General features: G+C 65.8%; 17 protein-coding genes. 4 read left to right on the top strand and 13 right to left on the bottom strand.

What is annotated here, in order from left to right; all coding sequences use genetic code 11:
* Positions 1-42: 42 nt before the first annotated feature.
* From ACFV4R_RS02925 to ACFV4R_RS02910, 4 genes are read right to left on the bottom strand one after another with little or no spacing between them, the layout of a single operon-like run.
* On the bottom strand, positions 43-672 hold the full coding sequence (locus ACFV4R_RS02925) for a methyltransferase (protein WP_377200955.1): 630 nt from the start codon (positions 670-672) through the stop codon (positions 43-45).
* Positions 673-702: 30 nt separating this feature from the next.
* Positions 703-1,713, bottom strand: coding sequence for a tripartite tricarboxylate transporter substrate binding protein (locus ACFV4R_RS02920; protein WP_377200954.1), 1,011 nt, complete (start codon positions 1,711-1,713; stop codon positions 703-705).
* Between the two features lie 53 nt (positions 1,714-1,766).
* Positions 1,767-3,269 carry a tripartite tricarboxylate transporter permease gene (locus ACFV4R_RS02915; protein WP_377200953.1) on the bottom strand — a complete coding sequence of 501 codons (1,503 nt, stop codon included), beginning with the start codon at positions 3,267-3,269 and terminating at the stop codon, positions 1,767-1,769.
* 2 nt (positions 3,270-3,271) lie between these two features.
* Positions 3,272-3,781 (bottom strand): tripartite tricarboxylate transporter TctB family protein, encoded by a 510-nt coding sequence (locus ACFV4R_RS02910; protein ID WP_377200952.1) that lies wholly within the window; start codon positions 3,779-3,781, stop codon positions 3,272-3,274.
* 120 nt (positions 3,782-3,901) lie between these two features.
* Here ACFV4R_RS02910 and ACFV4R_RS02905 point away from each other — a divergent pair, with 120 nt between their 5' ends.
* Entirely contained in the window at positions 3,902-4,702 is an 801-nt protein-coding gene (locus ACFV4R_RS02905; protein WP_377200951.1) for an IclR family transcriptional regulator, read from the top strand.
* Between the two features lie 116 nt (positions 4,703-4,818).
* Here ACFV4R_RS02905 and ACFV4R_RS02900 read toward each other — a convergent pair whose 3' ends face one another.
* The 8 genes from ACFV4R_RS02900 to ACFV4R_RS02865 form a co-directional block, all read right to left on the bottom strand.
* Positions 4,819-6,303, bottom strand: coding sequence for an FAD-dependent monooxygenase (locus ACFV4R_RS02900; RefSeq protein ID WP_377200950.1), 1,485 nt, complete (start codon positions 6,301-6,303; stop codon positions 4,819-4,821).
* A gap of 181 nt (positions 6,304-6,484) precedes the next feature.
* The gene (locus tag ACFV4R_RS02895) at positions 6,485-7,552 is read right to left on the bottom strand and encodes an LLM class flavin-dependent oxidoreductase (protein ID WP_377200949.1); all 1,068 of its coding nucleotides are present in this window, start codon (positions 7,550-7,552) and stop codon (positions 6,485-6,487) included.
* A 56-nt stretch (positions 7,553-7,608) separates the two neighbouring features.
* Entirely contained in the window at positions 7,609-7,809 is a 201-nt protein-coding gene (locus ACFV4R_RS02890) for a 4-oxalocrotonate tautomerase family protein (protein ID WP_377200948.1), read from the bottom strand.
* Positions 7,810-7,822: 13 nt separating this feature from the next.
* On the bottom strand, positions 7,823-9,304 hold the full coding sequence (locus ACFV4R_RS02885; protein WP_377200947.1) for an aldehyde dehydrogenase: 1,482 nt from the start codon (positions 9,302-9,304) through the stop codon (positions 7,823-7,825).
* A complete protein-coding gene (locus tag ACFV4R_RS02880) occupies positions 9,301-10,041 on the bottom strand; it encodes an alpha/beta fold hydrolase (protein WP_377200946.1) in 741 nt (246 codons plus the stop codon). The genes ACFV4R_RS02885 and ACFV4R_RS02880 overlap by 4 nt, the downstream gene beginning before the upstream one ends.
* Complete coding sequence (locus ACFV4R_RS02875) at positions 10,038-10,589, bottom strand: amino acid synthesis family protein (protein ID WP_012630822.1); 552 nt, start codon at positions 10,587-10,589, stop codon at positions 10,038-10,040. The genes ACFV4R_RS02880 and ACFV4R_RS02875 overlap by 4 nt, the downstream gene beginning before the upstream one ends.
* The gene (locus ACFV4R_RS02870) at positions 10,589-11,254 is read right to left on the bottom strand and encodes an amino acid synthesis family protein (protein ID WP_377200945.1); all 666 of its coding nucleotides are present in this window, start codon (positions 11,252-11,254) and stop codon (positions 10,589-10,591) included. The genes ACFV4R_RS02875 and ACFV4R_RS02870 overlap by 1 nt, the downstream gene beginning before the upstream one ends.
* A gap of 53 nt (positions 11,255-11,307) precedes the next feature.
* Positions 11,308-12,003 carry a GntR family transcriptional regulator gene (locus ACFV4R_RS02865; RefSeq protein WP_377200944.1) on the bottom strand — a complete coding sequence of 232 codons (696 nt, stop codon included), beginning with the start codon at positions 12,001-12,003 and terminating at the stop codon, positions 11,308-11,310.
* Between the two features lie 117 nt (positions 12,004-12,120).
* Here ACFV4R_RS02865 and ACFV4R_RS02860 point away from each other — a divergent pair, with 117 nt between their 5' ends.
* The 3 genes from ACFV4R_RS02860 (at position 12,121) to ACFV4R_RS02850 (ending at position 16,461) form a co-directional block, all read left to right on the top strand.
* Positions 12,121-13,071, top strand: a complete 951-nt coding sequence (locus tag ACFV4R_RS02860) for a flavin reductase (RefSeq protein ID WP_377200943.1) — start codon at positions 12,121-12,123, stop codon at positions 13,069-13,071.
* A 117-nt stretch (positions 13,072-13,188) separates the two neighbouring features.
* On the top strand, positions 13,189-14,865 hold the full coding sequence (locus ACFV4R_RS02855; protein ID WP_377200942.1) for a BCCT family transporter: 1,677 nt from the start codon (positions 13,189-13,191) through the stop codon (positions 14,863-14,865).
* Between the two features lie 87 nt (positions 14,866-14,952).
* The gene (locus ACFV4R_RS02850) at positions 14,953-16,461 is read left to right on the top strand and encodes an NAD-dependent succinate-semialdehyde dehydrogenase (protein ID WP_377200941.1); all 1,509 of its coding nucleotides are present in this window, start codon (positions 14,953-14,955) and stop codon (positions 16,459-16,461) included.
* Between the two features lie 171 nt (positions 16,462-16,632).
* Here ACFV4R_RS02850 and ACFV4R_RS02845 read toward each other — a convergent pair whose 3' ends face one another.
* Positions 16,633-16,833, bottom strand: coding sequence for a hypothetical protein (locus ACFV4R_RS02845; protein WP_377200940.1), 201 nt, complete (start codon positions 16,831-16,833; stop codon positions 16,633-16,635).
* Positions 16,834-17,008 lie beyond the last annotated feature (175 nt).

Here is a 17,008-nt window from a genome sequence, read left to right as displayed (position 1 = left end):
TTTGCTCTGTTCTTTCTGGTGGCGTTCTGGTGGTGTTGGTGTTCAGTTGCGGGCTGCGACGATGGCCTGGCGGCGGTTCGTCTCATCCGCGAAGACCGCTTCGGCAGCTTCGGCGACGGCGGCGGCCTGTTCCCGGGGGATGACCACCACGCCGTCTGAGTCGCCCACGATTACGTCGCCGGGGAGGACGGGGACGCCGCCGAAGGCGACGGCGGTCACCAGCCTGAACGGGCCGTCCTTGTAGGGGCCGGCGGGCGAAGTAGCCCTGGCGAAGACGGGCATGCCAATCTCACCCAGCGCCTCGGCGTCGCGCGCTGCTCCGTCCAGGACGAAGCCGGCCACGCCGAGGTTGATGGCGCGCTCACCGATCAGTTCGCCGAGGAGGGCCCGGGATTCATCGCCGCCTCCGGCCACCACAATGACGTCTCCGGGACGGACCTGCTGCAGGGCCTGGTGGATGCCCTTGTTGTCGCCGGGGCGGGTCCATACGGTGAAGGCCGGCCCGGCGAGCTTTGCACCCGGCCAAACAGCCTGTATGGCCGAATCCGCGACCCCGAGGCGGTCCATGGCATCGCCGATGTTGGCTGCGGGCAGCTTGGCGAGCCGTTCAATGATGCCCCGGTCGGGGCGCGCAAAGTCGGCGTCGGTGGCGTCAATGGCTGGAGTTGTCATGATGGATCTTTCCGTTCAGGCGGGCGGGGGTCAGTCTTTTTTCTGGACCAGCGGGAGGACTTTCTTGAAGTCCTCTTCCTGGCCGGCCCAGAATGTCTTGTAGTCGGCGCCGTTGAGGTAGCTGGTCTGCAGGCCCAGGTCCTGCATCTTCTTCACCACGGCGGGGTCCTCGATGGCCTTCTGGATGGCGGCTTCGAGCTTCTTGGCAACGTCATCGGGCAGGCCGGCGGGTGCGGAGTAGCCGCGGGCGGTGCCGGCGGTCAGGTCGTAGCCGGATTCCTTGAAGGTGGGGATGTCCGGCAGGGAGGGTGCGCGCTCCTCGGACATGACGCCGAGGACGCGGGCCTTGCCCTGCTTGCTGAGGTCGTTCACGTCGCTGACGTTGGCCACCAGGACATCCACGTGCTTACCGAGGAACGCGGTGGTAGCCTGCGAGGCACCCTCCGAGAAATGAACGGGAGCGAATTCCGAGCCCGTGTTTTCCTGGATCTGCGCCAGGGCGAAGTGCTCGCCGGTCTGCAGGCCGGTGGTGCTGGCGGTCATGGACTTCGGGTTGGCCTTGACGGCGTCCAGCAGGTCCTTGATGGTCTTGTACGGGCTGTCCGGCTGGACGGCGATGACGGCGGGGTCAATGACCTGGCGGCCCAGCGGCTGGAAGCTTTCGCGGGTGTACTTGGCGCCGCGGGACGGGTCCAGGGGCGACACCACTACGGACGGCGATCCGGTGGCGCCGATGGTGTAGCCGTCGGGCTTGGCGCTGGTGAGCTGGGTGTAGCCGATCTGGCCGCCGGCGCCGGGCTTGTTGATGACCTCGACGTTGGTGCCAAGTTCCTTTTCGAGCACCGGCTGGATGAGCCGGGCGGCGGTGTCCACGGCGCCACCGGAGCCGAAGGCGACGATGATGTCGATCGACTTGCCCTTCTTCGGGAAATCGCTGGCACCACCGGCGGCACCGGTGGCTCCGGGGTTGGCACCGCAGCCGGTGAGTCCGATCAGGGATGCCGCGGCAAGGGCGGCGGCGAGGCGCAAACGGGTCTTCATGGTTCTTCTCCTTTGAAGGTGGGGTTTTGGGTGCGAGGGGGAATGCGGCGGGTCTAGGTTTCGGGGTCTTCGTTCAGGGCCTTGGGCTTGCGGAGCTTGAGCAGCGGGCTGAAGACGATCAGCACGCCCAGGCCGATCAGCACCGCGGAGATGGGACGGCTGGTGAAGATGGTGAAGTCGCCCTGGGAGATTTCGAGGGACTCGCGCAGCGACCGTTCCATCAGCGGGCCGAGGACCAGCGTCAGCACCATGGGCGCCAGCGGAATGTCCAGGTGCCGGAGTCCCAGGCCCAGGAGGCCGAAGCCGATCATCACGAAAACGTCGAAGACGCTGAAGTTGATCGTGTAGGCGCCGATCACCATGAACAGCAGGATCAGTGCCGTGAGGATCGACGACGGGACGCGGAGGATGGAGGTCCAGAGCCCCACGAGCGGGACGTTGAGCAGGAGCAGGATCAGGTTGCCGATGAAGAGGCTGGCGATGATGGCCCAGGCGATCTCGGAGTTCTCGGTGAAGAGGGTGGGTCCCGGGGTGAGTCCCTGCTGCAGGAAGGCGCCCATCAGTACGGCGATGGTGGGTGAGGCCGGGATACCGAGGGTGAACAGCGGGATGAGGGCAGCGTTGGCGTGTGCGTTGTTGGCCGTTTCCGGGCCTGCAACGCCTTCGATGGCGCCCTTGCCGAGCTCGTGGCGGTGGCGGGAGAACTTCTTCTCCGCACCGTAGGACAGCAGGGAGGAGACGGAGCCGGTCATGCCGGGGATGAGGCCCAGGCCGAAACCGATGCCGGTACCGCGGGCCATGGCCGGGGCACTGCGGAACCATTCCTTGCCGGTGGGCAGCAGCGAGCGCAGGTTGGGCGCGTGTACCGCGGCGGGCTGGTCACCCTTGCGGTAGGACAGGAGTTCGGAGAGGCCGAAGACGCCCACGATCACGGCGACGAAGCTGACGCCGTCCAGGAGCCGGTCCATGCCGAAGGTGAAGCGCGGCGCGCCGGCCACGGGGTCGATGCCCACCATGGAGATCAACAGGCCCAGGGCGCCGGAGATGACGGCCTTGACCATGGATTTTCCGGCCAGCGCCACCAGGAGCGAGATGCCCACCACCATCAGGGCAAAGAATTCCGGCGGCCCCACCAGCAGGCCGAGTTCACCCAGTGGTTTGGCGGCGGCCACCAGGCCGATGGTGGCGATGGTGCCACCCACGAAAGAGCCGACGGCAGCAATGGTCAGGGCGGCGCCTGCCTTGCCAATCTTGGTCATTGCGTAGCCATCGATGGTGGTGATGGCGGAGGCTGCTTCTCCGGGGGTGTTCAGCAGCACGCTGGTGATGGTTCCTCCGTAGGCGGTGCCGTAGAAGATGGCACACAGCATGATGATGGCCCCGGTGGCATCCATGTTCAGCGTGAGCGGGATGAGGAGGGCGACGCCGGCCACCGGGCCGATGCCCGGCAGCACGCCGATGATGGTGCCCAGCAGGCAGCCCAGGAAGGCGAACAGCAGGTTCTGCCAGGTCATGGCGGCCGCGAAGCCGCCCATCAGTTCGTTGAGGGTATCCACGTCTAGAGTCCGATCGAATTCAGGAAGGGAAGGGCGGACACCGGCAGCGCGACGTTCAGGCCGTAGTTGAAGGCGTAGAACGCCCCGAAGCTTCCGGCCACCGCGATGATCAGCGAGGACACCCAGGTCCTGCGTCCGCGAATTTTCAGGTGGTACAGCAGGAACGCGAACATGCTCAGCTGGAACCCGAGCAGGTCCATGACGGCCGCGAGGATCACCAGGCTGGCCACGACGGCGATCACGAGTCCGCGGTCAACGCCGGCTGCCGTTTCGCTGGGGTTGCGGAGTTCCTGGAGCAGCCAGAGGAGGGCCATGGCGGCGAGAACGGCGCCCATGGCAAAGGGGAAGAGGCCCGGACCCGGGCCGAGGGATGTCCACAGCCCGAGGCTGATGGAGCTGACGAGGACGTAGACGCCGACGGCCGCGAAGGCGCCGATTCCTGCCAGCACGGAAGGGGCTACCCGGGTTGTGCCTTCATGCCCGGGGTTCGTCCTGACTGACTCCGTTGTCATGGGTTTCCTTTTCACTGCGCGTCATTGCGTTTCATAGAATGAAACTATATTGCGTACTGAGAAATAGTGACAGGAGACACAGAGCCTGTCAAGCGCAAGGAACTTACATAGAATGGAAGAATGGCGATAACGAGTTCCACCACGGCCGGATCGGCGGAAGAGGGCCCCAAGTCCTCGAACATGCGTTCCCTCTCAAGGGCCATGGAGGTCTTTGCCGAACTGCAGCGGGCGGAGCGGCCGCAGCGGCTCAGCGACCTGGCAAGGAACTGCGGCATGAGCCTGCCCACTACGCTGCGGATCCTGAGGGTGCTGCAGGATTTCGGGATGGTGAGCCAGACGGACAAGTCCTACCGGATCGGCCCCGCCGTCCTTCCGGCAGCAAAGAGCTTCCTGGAAAACGATCCGTTGGCGGTTGCGGGACGTCCCGTTTTGCAGCAGTTGGCGGCCCAGACCGGAATGTCCGTTTCCCTGCACACCCGGCTCGGGTTTGAGCGGATCCTCGTTGCACGGGTTCAGGGCGAAGCGCCCATGCAGTATGACCTGCCGCTGGGTAAACGCCTGCCTCTGACTCGTGGCGCGGCCGGAAAGATCCTGATCGCGGGCGCACCTGACGCTGAACTCGAACAGGTGGTAGCTGCCGCAATCGCTTCCGGTCACGAGAAGCAAGGATTCACAGTTGAGGAACTTCGGTCACGGCTGCCCGAGCCAGGCTGTGACTACGCCTATTCTGCGAATGAACGCGTGATTGGCGTGCTCTCCGTAGGGGTGGCACTAACGAACCGGGAGGGCCGCGCCAACGAATCAATGGCCTTGAATTGCCCCGCGGAGGCGACAACCGAGGAAAAGATCAAAGCCAACGTCCCCGAGCTCCGCCGCGCCGCCAGCCGCCTCTCCGAGCTGCTTGAGGGCTCCGTCTACTGAGCCTCGCCCCGAACAGGGCTTGGCCCGGCCAAACTGGCCCACTTTTGGGGCCGTGTCCCTGAAATTTCCGTGACCAAATGGGGATGTTCCGCCGCAAAACCGGGCCAGTTGTGATGTCAGGCTTCTCCGAACCAGGTGCGGACCGCCTCCGTGAGGCCCTCAGCTGTGCCCTCACCCACCCACGCCACGTAGCCGTCCGGGCGCACCAGGACGGCCGACGGCGGGGCGACGGTTCCGACGACCGGCAGATCCCACGCACCCCCGCAGTGCGCATCCACGAGCTGGACCGACGGCGGCAGGGTTGTGGAGTCAAAGGTGCCGGCGGCGCCGAGATTCAGCAGGACCGGGCGTGCGGTGTGCAGCAGCGTGTACATCCGCAGGGGCCCGGCCGGCGTCTCCAGGTCCAGGTCCGGCATCCGGCGGCCCAACAGCGGGTGCCCCTCAACCAGGTCGTAGTGCACGTCCAGGCCCGACTGCATTCCGGCGAACCGGCGACGCGGCTCTTCCATCCCCAGCAGCTCAGTAATCACCTCGCCTGCGGCGGCGATCCTGGGGTCCGGGCGGCGGAGTGCCGATTGGGCCATGGTGTTGCGCAGGACCCGCGCCGCCACGGGATGACGCTCTTCCTGGTACGTCTCCAAGAGGCTTTCCGGCGAAGTCCCGTGGAGCACCTGCGCCAGCTTCCAGCCCAGATTTACCGCGTCCTGGACGCCGATGTTCAGGCCCTGGCCGCCGTCGGGTGCGTGGATGTGGGCCGCATCGCCGGCCAGCAGGACCCGGCCTTTGCGATAGGCGGCAGCCTGCCGGGTGGCGTCCGTGAAACGGGAAATCCAGGTGGGGCTGTGGGCGCCGTAGTCGGTGCCGCAGACGGCAATGAGCGCCGCGCTGAGGTCGGCCAGGCCCGGTTCACCGGTGCCCACGTGCTCCTCGGTGACCATGACCGCCACCGGGCCGCTGTCCGCGTACACCACCTTGCCGTCCTGGATGGTGTACTCGCGCCGCCCGAAGGAGTGGATGCCGAAGGGGTTCTTGTGGACGCCGAATTCCGGCTGCGCGGTCATCTCCACCTCGGCGATCAGGGCACTGGTGGTGGGGTCCCAGCCGGGAAATTCGATGCCCGCAGCCTTGCGGACCAGGCTGCGGCCGCCGTCGCACCCCACCACGAAGTCCGCGTGCAGCGTCCGGCCGTCCGTCAGGGAGACCTCGACGCCGGTGCCGTCCTGCGCAACGCCCGTCACCTCAGTGCCTCGGTGGAAGGTCACGGGCAGCTCGCCCACCCAGCCCGCCAGGATCCGCTCAATGTGGTTCTGCCACAACCCCAGCCCGTAGGGGTGCCGGGTGGGAAATCCGGTCAGGTCGAGGCGGATGCCGGCGAAGCCCGCCACCTGGGCAACCTGCCCTTCGGCGAGGAAGCGCTCCGCAATGCCCCGCTGGTCCAGCACCTCAAGGGTGCGGGCGTGGAGGCCACCTGCCCGTGCGCCGGCGAGCTCCTGGCTGGGCCGCCGCTCCACCACTGCCACATCCACGCCGGCGAGCGCCAGCTCCCCCGCCAGCATGAGCCCGGTGGGCCCGCTTCCCACAATCACTGCCTGGTGCTTCATCCCAGTGCTCCCCGTCCTCCGTGGGGCCGCGCTGATGCCACGGCCTCCGGCGAACGATTATCCGGCCCACGGGGGGCCTTGCCGCAAGCCCCACCCCAGGCGATACATTGGAACTACAGAAGGTGCCCCGTCAGCCCGGATTCGGATTGATGGGGCACCTTCACTTTTGTGTCCGGCAGGGTCAGCGCGAAACTGCGGCGGGCTGTTCCTGGAACGCCGGCACCACGTGTTCGATGAAGAGCTCGAGTGAGCGCTTCTTTTCCTCGTGGGTGAGGGTGTTGTCGGACCAGACGCTGAATTCGGTGACGCCGAGTGCCTCGTACTTGCGGAGGCGTTCGATGACCTCAGCCGGCGTACCGATCATGGCCGTCTTGTGCAGGGATTCCGGGGTGAATTCCGGCCGCTCGGCGAACTTTTCCTCGGGGCTGGGCTCCAGGAAACCGTTCGTGGGCGTGGCCTTGTTGCCGAACCAGGCATCGAAGGTGCGGTAGAACTTGTTGATCCCTTCGGCCGGGCGGCGCCAGCCTTCGGGCTCGTCCTCGGGGTGGATGTGCGTGTGGCGCAGCACCATGAGGTCCGGGCGGGGAACGCCCGGGTTGCTTTCCACGGCGGAGTCGAACTTGCGTGCCAGGTCCTCGACTTCCTCGTCGCCTTTCATCAGGGGCGTCACCATCACGTTGCAGCCGTTGGCGACCGCGAATTCGTGGGAGGAAATGTCCCGGGCCGCGACCCACATGGGCGGCGTGGGCTTCTGGATCGGCTTCGGAACGCTGGTGGACGTGGGGAACTGCCACACCTCGCCGTCGTGCGCGTAGTCGCCCTCCCAGAGCGCGCGGACGGCCGGGACGAGCTCGCGGAGGTGCTTGCCGCCGTCGACCGCCGGCATGCCGCCCATCAGGCGGTCGAACTCGAACTGGTACGCGCCGCGGGCCAGCCCCACCTCCGCCCGGCCGTTGCTGATGACGTCCAGGAGGGCGCACTCACCGGCAACCCGCAGCGGGTTCCAGAAGGGCGCGATGATGGTTCCGGCGCCAAGGCGGATCTTCGACGTCTTTGCCGCAAGGTAGGCCAGCTGCGGCATGGGGCTCGGCGAGATGGTGTATTCCATCGAGTGGTGCTCGCCGATCCAGACGGTGCTGAAGCCGCCGGCCTCGGCCATGAGGGTGAGCTCGGTCAGGTTTTCGAAGCATTCCTGGTGCGAGACTGACTCGTCCCAGCGCTCCATGTGGACGAAGAGGGAAAAGCGCATGAGTAACTCCTTCGTTCTGCGGCGGTGTCCGCCGCACGCGTGGTTAGTGGCTGCAGCTACCGGGCTGCGGCGTTGCGTTCGGCAATGGTCTGGTTGCCGCGGGACCAGTGTTCGTGCTCGATTTCGCGGACGATGACTGTGGTGTTTTCGGGTACCGCGCCCACCGCCTTCTCTGCTGCAAGGTGCAGTTCGTTGATGAGCGCGCGGAGCTGTTCGGGGCTGCGGCCCCGGGCGATGGACACTTCGATAAGTGGCATTGGGGGTTTCCTTTCAGCTGCGCAGAACGAACGGATCGGAAACGGGGCCTTCGTCCGTGTTGATCCAGACGCTTTTGAGCCGGGTGTATTCGTGCATGGATTCGAGTCCGTGCTCGATGCCCACGCCGGAGTTCTTGAACCCCTGCCTCGGCGACATCGGTGACATGGCACGGTACGTGTTGACCCACACCGTCCCGGCTTCCAGTCGCCGTGCCATGCGGTGGGCGCGCGCCAGGTTCTGCGTCCAGATGCCGGCGGCCAGCCCGTATTCGGTATCGTTGGCCAGTCCAACCACCTCGTCCTCGGAATCGAACGGCATGATCGCGGCCACCGGTCCGAAGATCTCTTCACGCACCACGCGCATGGAGTTGTCGACGCCGGTCAGGACAGTGGGTGCGAAGAAGTAGCCGGGGAGCTCGATATCCGGGCGTTTGCCGCCGGTCCGCACCGTGGCACCTTCGCTGACGCCGATGTCCACGTAGGAGCTCACCTTTTCCAGCTGTGCGCCGAAGGCGAGCGGGCCCAGTTCGGTGGTGGCCAGGCGGGGGTCGCCGATGATGATAGATGCGGCGCGTTCGGCGACGCGCTCCACGAGTTCGTCGTAGACGCTGCGGTGGGCGAAGACGCGGCTGCCGGCGATGCACGTCTGGCCTGCGGCCGCGAAGATCCCGGCGATGACACCCATGGCGGCGTTGGACACGTCCGCGTCCCCAAAGACGATGTTGGGGCTCTTGCCGCCGAGTTCAAGGGTCGAGCCGATGAAGCGCGACGCCGTTTCCGCGGCAATGCGGGCACCGGTCTGGGTGGATCCGGTGAAGGAGATCTTGGCGAGGTCGCGGTGGCTGACCAGCGCGGCGCCGGCTTCCTGGCCGAAACCGGTGACGACGTTCACCACACCGTCCGGGAACCCTGCCTCGGAGGCGAGTTCGGCGACGCGGAGGATGGTCCTGGACGTGTACTCGCTGGGTTTAATGACCACGGTGTTGCCGGCCGCGAGCGCGGGGGCAAGCTTGGAGGTGGTCAGCGTCAGGGGTGAATTCCAGGGAGTGATGGCGCCGACGACGCCGAGCGGTTCGCGCTGGGTGTAGTTCAGCATGGTGATGGAGTTGGTGGGGATCTGGCTTCCCTGGACCTTGTCCGCGAGCCCGGCGTAGTAGTACAGGTACTCGGGCAGGGAGGCGAGCTGGCCGCGCATCTCGCGCAGCAGCTTGCCGTTGTCCAGGGTCTCCAGCTCAGCCAGTTCATCGGCATGTTCGCCGATGAGGTCACCAAGGCGGCGGAGCAGGTGTCCGCGCTTGGTGGCCGTGAGGTCGCGCCACAGCGGGGACCCGAAGGCCTCCTTGGCGGCTGCCACGGCGCGGCGGACGTCCTCTTCGGTTCCCCGCGCAGCTTCGTACAGCACTTCGAGGTTGGCCGGGTTGGTGCTGGGGAAGTACTCCCCAGTGGCGGGAGCTGACCAGGTACCCCCGATGAAGTGGTCGAGTCGGAGTGTCATGCCCGTTCTCCTTCGGATTCTTGGATGAAGTCGTTGATGGCCCCGGCCAGGACGTCAGCGTCCTGGACCGGCAGCATGTGCCGTGCGCCGGGGACCACGAGGCTCTTGGCGCCGGGGATGGCGTCGGCGAGGCGTTGCGTCATGTCCGGTGTCGATCCGGGGTCCAGCTCCCCGGTAATGGCGAGGGTGGGGACGCTGATGGCGCCGAGCTCCGGTCCGATGACCGCGTCTCCGAGCGCGAAGACGCGGTAGGCGTGAACGAAAGAGCCGACGTCGTTCGCCGCCAGGGTGCGGCGCGTCGCTTCGACCACGCTTTCGGGTACGGACGTCCCGGTGTACCAGCGGCCAATGGAGGCCTCAACGGTTGCCGGGAAGTCCGATTCCGCCGCCGCGAGCCTTGTGAGGACCGCTGCAGATTCGTCCTCCGTGCGCCGGCACACCGAGTTCACGCAGGTCAGCGTTTCCACCCGGTCCGGGTAAAACCTGGCGATGTACTGCGCAATCAGTGCCCCGAGCGAGAACCCCACCAGGTGGCTCCTTCCGGGAAGCCTCTCCAGAACGTCCGCTGCCAGTTCGGCCAGTGATGTGGGTGCCGTGAGGGCCGGCTGCTGCCCGTGGCCCGGCAGGTCAAGGGCCACCGAGTCACGCTTGAGGGCGTCCCGGACCGGCTCCCACATGCCGGCGTCGAGGCCGACGCCGTGCAGGAGGGCAACGGGCGTCCCGGGCACGTGGCTCATTGCTCCGTGGACAGGGGTGCCAGGCGCTCCTGCGGCCGGCCCTGCGCAGAGGCAGCCAGCGCGATGAGGATTTCGCCGGGGTGGGGGGCGTCGGCCACCCTGACCTCGACGCTCTGGTGGTGCGAGCGGATGGTTGCGTCCGTGATGTGCTTCATCGGGATGTCGAAGACGGTGCCGGCGGGGGCGCGCTTCTCGACGGCGGGCAGCAGTGTGGTGGCGGAAGCGGCCTTGCGGTAGTGGTCGCCGAATTTGAGGGTGTGGATCAATGCCGAGCCGTGCTCAACCTCGCCTTCGATGCCGACGATGGCTGCCTTGCCGTAGGCCTCCACCGGGGCGCCGAGGGCCTCAATGACCTTGGGTGTGAGGAGGGCGCCGAGGTCCGAGGCGGTGGCATCGATGCCGGCGGTGAGGTCCTCGACGAATCCCTGCCCCGCCCACGGGTTTTCCACGACGGCGACGGCGATGGCCACCCGGGCGCCGGGGGTCACGGGACGGCCGCCCTCGGTGAGGATTTCTTCGGACAGGGTGACGATTTTGCGGATGTTCATTACAGGATTCCCTCCAGGATTTCGGCGGTTACGGGGCGGTCGGTGGTTCGGTCACCGATGCGGGGATGCGGACGCGAGCCCGTGGAAGCCGCGGCCACCACGACTATTTCGTTGGGATGGGGCGCATCGCTCAGGCTCAGCGTCAGGGTTTGGTAGTGGCTGCGGGTGGACGCGGCTTCCTTGTGCCACATCGGCACGGCGATGGTGGTGCCCGGTTCGGCGCGGTCGTCCGAAAAGGACAGGATTGAGGTCCCTTCGAGGAATTCGCGGACCAGGTTGCCGAAGAACGGTGTGTGGATCAGCGCTGCGGCATGTTCCACCTCGCCCTTGAGGCCCACGACGGCGGACTTGCCAAACGCCTCGATCTCGCCTGCGCCGCCCAGGGCCGCCGTGAGCCGGTCCGTGAGGATTTTGGCGAGCACGGGAGCGAGGCGTTCGGTTTCGGGCGCAAGATCGGTAGAGACGGCGGACCCGGTCCACGGGTTGCGGACGATGGCGGCAGCGGCAGCCCTGGTCACGCTGGTGGCCAGGGCGCCGGAGCCATCCCGCAGGATCTCTTCGGTCAGGACGGTGACCTTCCGGACACCGAGTTCCCTGGCAAGCTCTTCGACAGCAGCTGCGGGGCTGGTTCCCTCGGCGACGGGGGACAAAGCGGTTTCAGGCACAGTTCAACCCTTCTTCGGGAAGCTAATGGCGGTCATGGGGTTCCTCTCGGTCACTAAGCATCTGTTGGTGCGCCGGCGTCAGTGCCCCGTGCCGCGGCAAGGCTGGAAGCATTGACGTGGCCGCGCATGGCGAGTTCAGCGCCCACCGGATCCTTCTCCAGGAGTGCGTCGATCACCGACTGGTGCTCCCTGATGGAGGCACGCATGCGGGCGGGACGCTCAACGGTCTTGAGCACGATCCGGTGGTAGGCAAGCTGGTTCATGAGCCGCCCGTAGTGCTCCACGAGCTTGGAGTTATCCGAGCCCCGGACGATGGTCCAGTGGAATTCGTGGACAAGCTCCGCATATTTGGCGCTGTCCGCGTTCCGTTCCGCCCGCCCGGACTCCTCGATGTTGCGCTTGAGGATGTCCATTTCCGGCACGGGTCCCCGCCGGGCGAGGAGACTGGCGGCCAAACCCTCAAGGCTCTCCTTCAGCTGGAAAAGTTCGACGATTTCGCGCCGCGTCGGAATCCGGACGAAGGTTCCCACCTTGGGCCGAATCTCCACCAGGCCCTCGTTCTCCAGCTGCTTGAGGGCTTCGCGTACCGGCGTCCGGCTCACGTCGAACTCCTCGGCCAGGAACAGTTCCGGCAGCGGAGCCCCGGGCGGGTACTCGCCGCTGAGAACCAACTTCCGGAGCTTGTCCAGAAGGCTGACCTGGCTGGCGGACGTCTGTGCGGCTTTCCGCAACTGGATGACTTCTTGCATGCATCAAACCTACGTTGCATACAAGAAGGGCGTCAAGGGTGAATCCTATTTCCCTACATCTAGCTGACTTTTCAGTTACCTATTGACGCAGATCACACTCCGTCCTACCGTTGTGGCATGCAACAGACAATCAACGACTCTGTAACGGCCGCCTGGACAGCAGCGTGGGATGAGGGCGACGTCAACGCCTTCGACGCCATCGTCACCCCCGACTACCAGCGCGAAAGCACCGGCACCAGGAAGGTGTCCGGGCTGAAGGAACTGCAGCAGGAAATCCTTGATGTCCGGTCCGCGTTCCCGGACCTGACCACCCGCATCGATAAGGTCATCGCCAGCGGCGATGACATGGCGATCTTCTGGAAGTCGACCGGGACCTTCACCCAGCCGCTCCGGGGCGTCCCGCCCACAGGACGCGTCGTGGAGACCCGCGGATCAAATGCCCTCACCCTCCGTGACGGGCGCATCGCCCATGAACAGGTGACCTGGGACGCCGTCGAACTCCTGGCCCACGTGGGCATCCCATCCCTCAGCTCGGCTTTCGAGGACGACACCCCCGACGTCGTCGTCGACAACCTGTCCGGCAACCTGCCGCCGGACGTCATGAAGGGCTTCAACCGGCAGTTCATCACCGGCGTCACCGTAGTGACAACCGTTGACGAACAGGGCACTCCCCGGGGACTTGCCGCCAATTCCTACGCGTCGATTTCCCTGGATCCGCCCCTCGTCCTGGTCTGCGTCCAAAAGACGTCCTCCACCTACCCCGCCCTGTTCCAGTCATCCCACTTCGGGATCAACATCCTCAGCAACAACCAGCTGGGAACCGTGCAGACCTTTGCCTCCAAAACCCCGGACAAGTTCGCTGACCTGGAGTGGCATGCCGGCCCCAACGGTGTACCGCTGATCGACGGGTCCGCAGCGTCCCTCGAAGCGGAAATCAAGGAACGCTTCCAAGCCAAGACCCACACCATCTTCGTCGGCCGGGTCCGGCACGCCGAGGTGGCCGATGTGGATCCCATGATCTACAAGGCCGGGCACTTCTTTGACGGTGCGCAGCTCGAGGAACTCTGACCCTCAGGTGCCATCAGCGTCCCGGTCCGCCCAGCAACCGGCGGGCCGGTTACCCGGGATTCCCCGTCCGGGAACCATCAATTTCAACCCCATGCAGCGTTGAATCTGGAGTACCCCATGACCCACACACAAAATGCCGAGGACCTGATGGACACTTCAAGCTCAGGCACGGGCGCAAGCCCTACCATCCGCAGCTCCCCCAACGGCGGGGGCCCGCACACCGAAACCGCCCTGGCCAAGGCAGACCGGCTCAGGGGCAGGCCCGGGTCCGTTTTCTGGACCTCGGTGGGGCTCATCGGAGCCTTTACGGCCTGGGCCTCGCTTTCCCCCGACAGCCTCAGCGCGGTTATGACCGCGGCAATGGATTGGGTGGCCCAAAGTGTCGGCTGGAGCTACCTGGTGGTGACCCTTGGCTGCATCGGCCTGCTCATCTACATCGCTATCAGCCGGTTCGGCCGCATCCGCCTCGGCGCGCAGGACAGCAAACCGGAGTTCAGCACCTGGGCCTGGCTGGCGATGATCCTTTCGGCGGTCATGGGCATCGGGCTCATCAGTTACGGCGTCGCCGAGCCGATCTCCCACTTCGCTTCCCCGCCGCACGGCCTGGCCCAGGCCGGAACCATGGAAGCAGCAGTCCGTGCGATGCAGTTCTCCTACTTCGACTGGGGCCCGCACGCCTGGGCCGTCTTCGGGGTGTTCGGCCTGGCCATCGCGTACTCCACCCACTGCCGCAACAACCCCGGGCTGGTGTCGCCCATGCTCCGCCCGATTTTCGGGAAGATGGTTGACGGCTGGTTCGGCAAGATGATCGATGTCTTTGCCATCATCGCCACCCTGTTCGGGACCACCACGTCGCTGGGGCTCGGTGCTTCGCAGATCGGGGAGGGCGTTAACCGCGTCTTCGGCATACCCTCCAGCCTGTTCGGGCAGATCCTCATCATCGCCGTCATCACGGTCATCTTCACCCTCTCAGCCCTCTCCGGCGTCCACCGCGGCGTCAAGTACCTTAGCCAGGGAACCATGGTGCTGTCCGTCGGCCTGGGACTGTACGTGCTGTTCACCGGCCCCACCAATTTCATCTCCAACCTCTTCTTCCGCTCCCTCGGCGAATACCTGAGCAGCTTCTTCGCCGTCAGCCTCCTCACCCCGGGCACGCCGGAAGATGTCCAGTGGATGCAGTGGTGGACCTACTTCATGATGGCCTGGTGGCTGAGCTGGGGCGCCTTCGTGGGCGTCTTCCTCGCCAAGATTTCCAAAGGCCGGACCATCCGCGAGTTCGTGGCGGGCGTCATGATCGTCCCCAGCGTCGTCTTCTTCGTATGGTTCACCATCTTCGGCGGAACTGCCATCAAGTTCGACATGGAGAACGGCGGCCAGATTGGCGCAGCAGCCCTCGACGACGTCAACTCGGCCTTCTTCGCCACCCTCGCTGAGCTTCCGCTGTCCGGCCTGACATCCATCGTGGCCATCATTCTGGTGGTGATGTACTTCGTCTCCGGCGCCGACGCGAACACCTTCGTGTTGAGCATGATGTCCTCCCGCGGGACACTCGAACCCACCAAACCGGTGCTGACCACGTGGGGCCTGCTGACCGGTTTGTGCGCCGTGGTGCTGCTGATTGTGGGCGGCCTGGGTGCGCTCCAGCAGGCGGCGATGCTTTCGGCCCTGCCGTTCACGGTGATCGTCGCGCTCCTGGGTGTCGGCCTGGTCAAGGAACTCCGGAACGATCCCCGGTTCGACCGGACCCGCGGCGTCACGCACAGCGATCTCAACAGAATCCTCACGCCCCAGTAGCACCAAATTTCCGGTGGTTGGGCCTGCCTGCCGGACCAGGCAGGCCCAACCACCTCTCCATGTCCTTTTACTTCCCTGAGGAGCATCATGTCCCTTGCCCCTGCCCTGTCCCCTGCCGTCTCGCCGGAGCGTGAGGCGTCCCTGCTTGCCTCGGTGCCCACCGGCCTGTTGATCAACGGTGAATGGCGGGACGCGTCCGACGGCGGCACGTTCGACGTGCATGATCCCGCCACCGGCGAGGTCCTCGCCACGCTCGCCTCCGCCACCAGCGACGACGCCATCGCAGCGCTGGACGCCGCCGACGCCGCCCAGGCCTCCTGGGCGCACACCGCACCCCGGATACGCGCCGACATCCTCCGCCGCGCCTTTGACCTCGTCACCGAACGCGCCGAGGACTTCGCCCTCCTGATGACCCTGGAAATGGGCAAACCCCTCGCCGAAGCCCGCGGCGAAGTCACCTACGGCGCCGAGTTCCTCCGCTGGTTCTCCGAAGAAACCGTCCGCGACTACGGCCGCTACCTCACCACCCCCGAGGGCAAAAACAAGATCCTCGTCCAGCACAAACCCGTCGGCCCCTGCCTGCTCATCACACCCTGGAACTTCCCCCTCGCCATGGCCACCCGCAAAGTCGCCCCGGCAGTGGCCGCCGGCTGCACCATGGTCCTCAAACCCGCCAAACTCACCCCGCTCACGGCCCAGCACTTCGCCCAGACCATGCTCGACGCCGGCCTGCCCGCCGGAGTCCTCAACGTGGTCTCCTCCTCATCGGCCTCCGGGATTTCCGGGCCCTTGCTGAAGGATTCCCGCCTGCGGAAGATCTCCTTCACCGGCTCAACACCCGTGGGCAAGCGACTGATAGCGGACGCCGCGCAGAACGTGCTCCGCACCTCCATGGAACTCGGCGGGAACGCCCCCTTCATCGTGTTCGACGACGCCGACCTGGACGCCGCCGTCGAAGGGGCCATGGCCGCGAAAATGCGGAACATGGGCGAAGCCTGCACCGCCGCCAACCGCTTCCTCGTCCACGAATCCGTCGCCCAGGAATTCACCCGCAAATTCGCCGCCGCCATGGCAGAGCTCACCACCGGACGCGGCACCCACCCTGAGACGAAGGTCGGCCCGCTCATCGACGGCGGTGCCCGCGATGACGTCCACGCGTTGGTGAGTGCCGCTGTCGACGCCGGAGCAGTCGCCGTCACCGGCGGCGCCCCCGTGGACGGACCCGGCTACTTCTACCAGCCCACCGTCCTCGCCAACGTCCCCAACAACGCCGCGATCCTCGGCGAGGAGATCTTCGGCCCCGTCGCCCCCGTCACCACGTTCAGCACCGAAGAGGACGCCATCCGGCTGGCCAACGCCAGTGAGTACGGGCTCGCGTCCTACCTCTACAGCCGCGACTTCAACAAGCTGCTGCGCGTGGCCGAACAGATCGAATTCGGCATGGTCGGATTCAACGCCGGCGTCATCTCCAACGCCGCAGCACCCTTCGGCGGCGTCAAACAATCAGGACTCGGCCGAGAAGGCGGCTCCGAAGGCATCGCCGAATACACCACCACCCAATACATCGGCATCGCCGACCCCTACGCCGGGCAGTAAGGGCACCACAAGCCTGACTAGAGAAGCGCCTGCCACCCCTTTCGGAAAGGGGCGGCAGGCGCTTTCTGTTGCTCTGCCGGCTGACCCATCAGGGGCTTGTTCGCAGATCCGAACCCTGAAGGCTGGGTTCGGCGAACAAGCGTAGGACCGGCGGCGGGGCAGGAGGAGCCCCTACCAGGCCTGGTGTTCCCGCGTCATGCCGAAGGGGACGGCCTCGCTGAGGGCCACGGTGAACTTATTCACTCCGTGGCGGGTTACCAGGATGCCGTGCCGGCTGTCCATGGCATGCTTCTTGGCCACGGAGACGGCGGCGTCCAGTTGGCTGTCCATGCTCTGGCGGTCGGACACGGTGAAGGTCAGGGGGAAGTTCATTGATTGTGCCTTAGGGATGGTGCGGATGGGGATGGAACAGCTGCGCTCCCCAAGGCTGCAGTGCCTGGGCACTATGGTGCATGACACATCCGCCGCCAGCAACTTTAGAAAAATACCGCAGGTCAGCGTAGGGATAACGCTTTCCAAGGATAAAGCAATTACGGCCGGTCTATGG

It is taken from the genome of Pseudarthrobacter sp. NPDC059871 (assembly GCF_042731175.1).
Classification (GTDB): Bacteria; Actinomycetota; Actinomycetes; order Actinomycetales; family Micrococcaceae; genus Arthrobacter.
Note: the sequence above shows the minus strand (reverse complement) of the source record. Positions and strands in the feature narration are given on the sequence as shown.

Excerpts from the sequence above, each read along its gene's own strand:
- ACFV4R_RS02875 (WP_012630822.1), bottom strand. The coding sequence starts at position 10,589 with ATGAACATCCGCAAAATCGTCACCCTGTCCGAAGAAATCCTCACCGAG.
- ACFV4R_RS02890 (WP_377200948.1), bottom strand. The coding sequence starts at position 7,809 with ATGCCACTTATCGAAGTGTCCATCGCCCGGGGCCGCAGCCCCGAACAG.
- ACFV4R_RS02885 (WP_377200947.1), bottom strand. The coding sequence starts at position 9,304 with ATGACACTCCGACTCGACCACTTCATCGGGGGTACCTGGTCAGCTCCC.
- ACFV4R_RS02850 (WP_377200941.1), top strand. The coding sequence starts at position 14,953 with ATGTCCCTTGCCCCTGCCCTGTCCCCTGCCGTCTCGCCGGAGCGTGAG.
- ACFV4R_RS02925 (WP_377200955.1), bottom strand. The coding sequence starts at position 672 with ATGACAACTCCAGCCATTGACGCCACCGACGCCGACTTTGCGCGCCCC.
- ACFV4R_RS02845 (WP_377200940.1), bottom strand. The coding sequence starts at position 16,833 with ATGAACTTCCCCCTGACCTTCACCGTGTCCGACCGCCAGAGCATGGAC.
- ACFV4R_RS02920 (WP_377200954.1), bottom strand. The coding sequence starts at position 1,713 with ATGAAGACCCGTTTGCGCCTCGCCGCCGCCCTTGCCGCGGCATCCCTG.
- ACFV4R_RS02895 (WP_377200949.1), bottom strand. The coding sequence starts at position 7,552 with ATGCGCTTTTCCCTCTTCGTCCACATGGAGCGCTGGGACGAGTCAGTC.
- ACFV4R_RS02860 (WP_377200943.1), top strand. The coding sequence starts at position 12,121 with ATGCAACAGACAATCAACGACTCTGTAACGGCCGCCTGGACAGCAGCG.
- ACFV4R_RS02900 (WP_377200950.1), bottom strand. The coding sequence starts at position 6,303 with ATGAAGCACCAGGCAGTGATTGTGGGAAGCGGGCCCACCGGGCTCATG.
- ACFV4R_RS02910 (WP_377200952.1), bottom strand. The coding sequence starts at position 3,781 with ATGACAACGGAGTCAGTCAGGACGAACCCCGGGCATGAAGGCACAACC.
- ACFV4R_RS02855 (WP_377200942.1), top strand. The coding sequence starts at position 13,189 with ATGACCCACACACAAAATGCCGAGGACCTGATGGACACTTCAAGCTCA.
- ACFV4R_RS02865 (WP_377200944.1), bottom strand. The coding sequence starts at position 12,003 with ATGCAAGAAGTCATCCAGTTGCGGAAAGCCGCACAGACGTCCGCCAGC.
- ACFV4R_RS02880 (WP_377200946.1), bottom strand. The coding sequence starts at position 10,041 with ATGAGCCACGTGCCCGGGACGCCCGTTGCCCTCCTGCACGGCGTCGGC.
- ACFV4R_RS02905 (WP_377200951.1), top strand. The coding sequence starts at position 3,902 with ATGGCGATAACGAGTTCCACCACGGCCGGATCGGCGGAAGAGGGCCCC.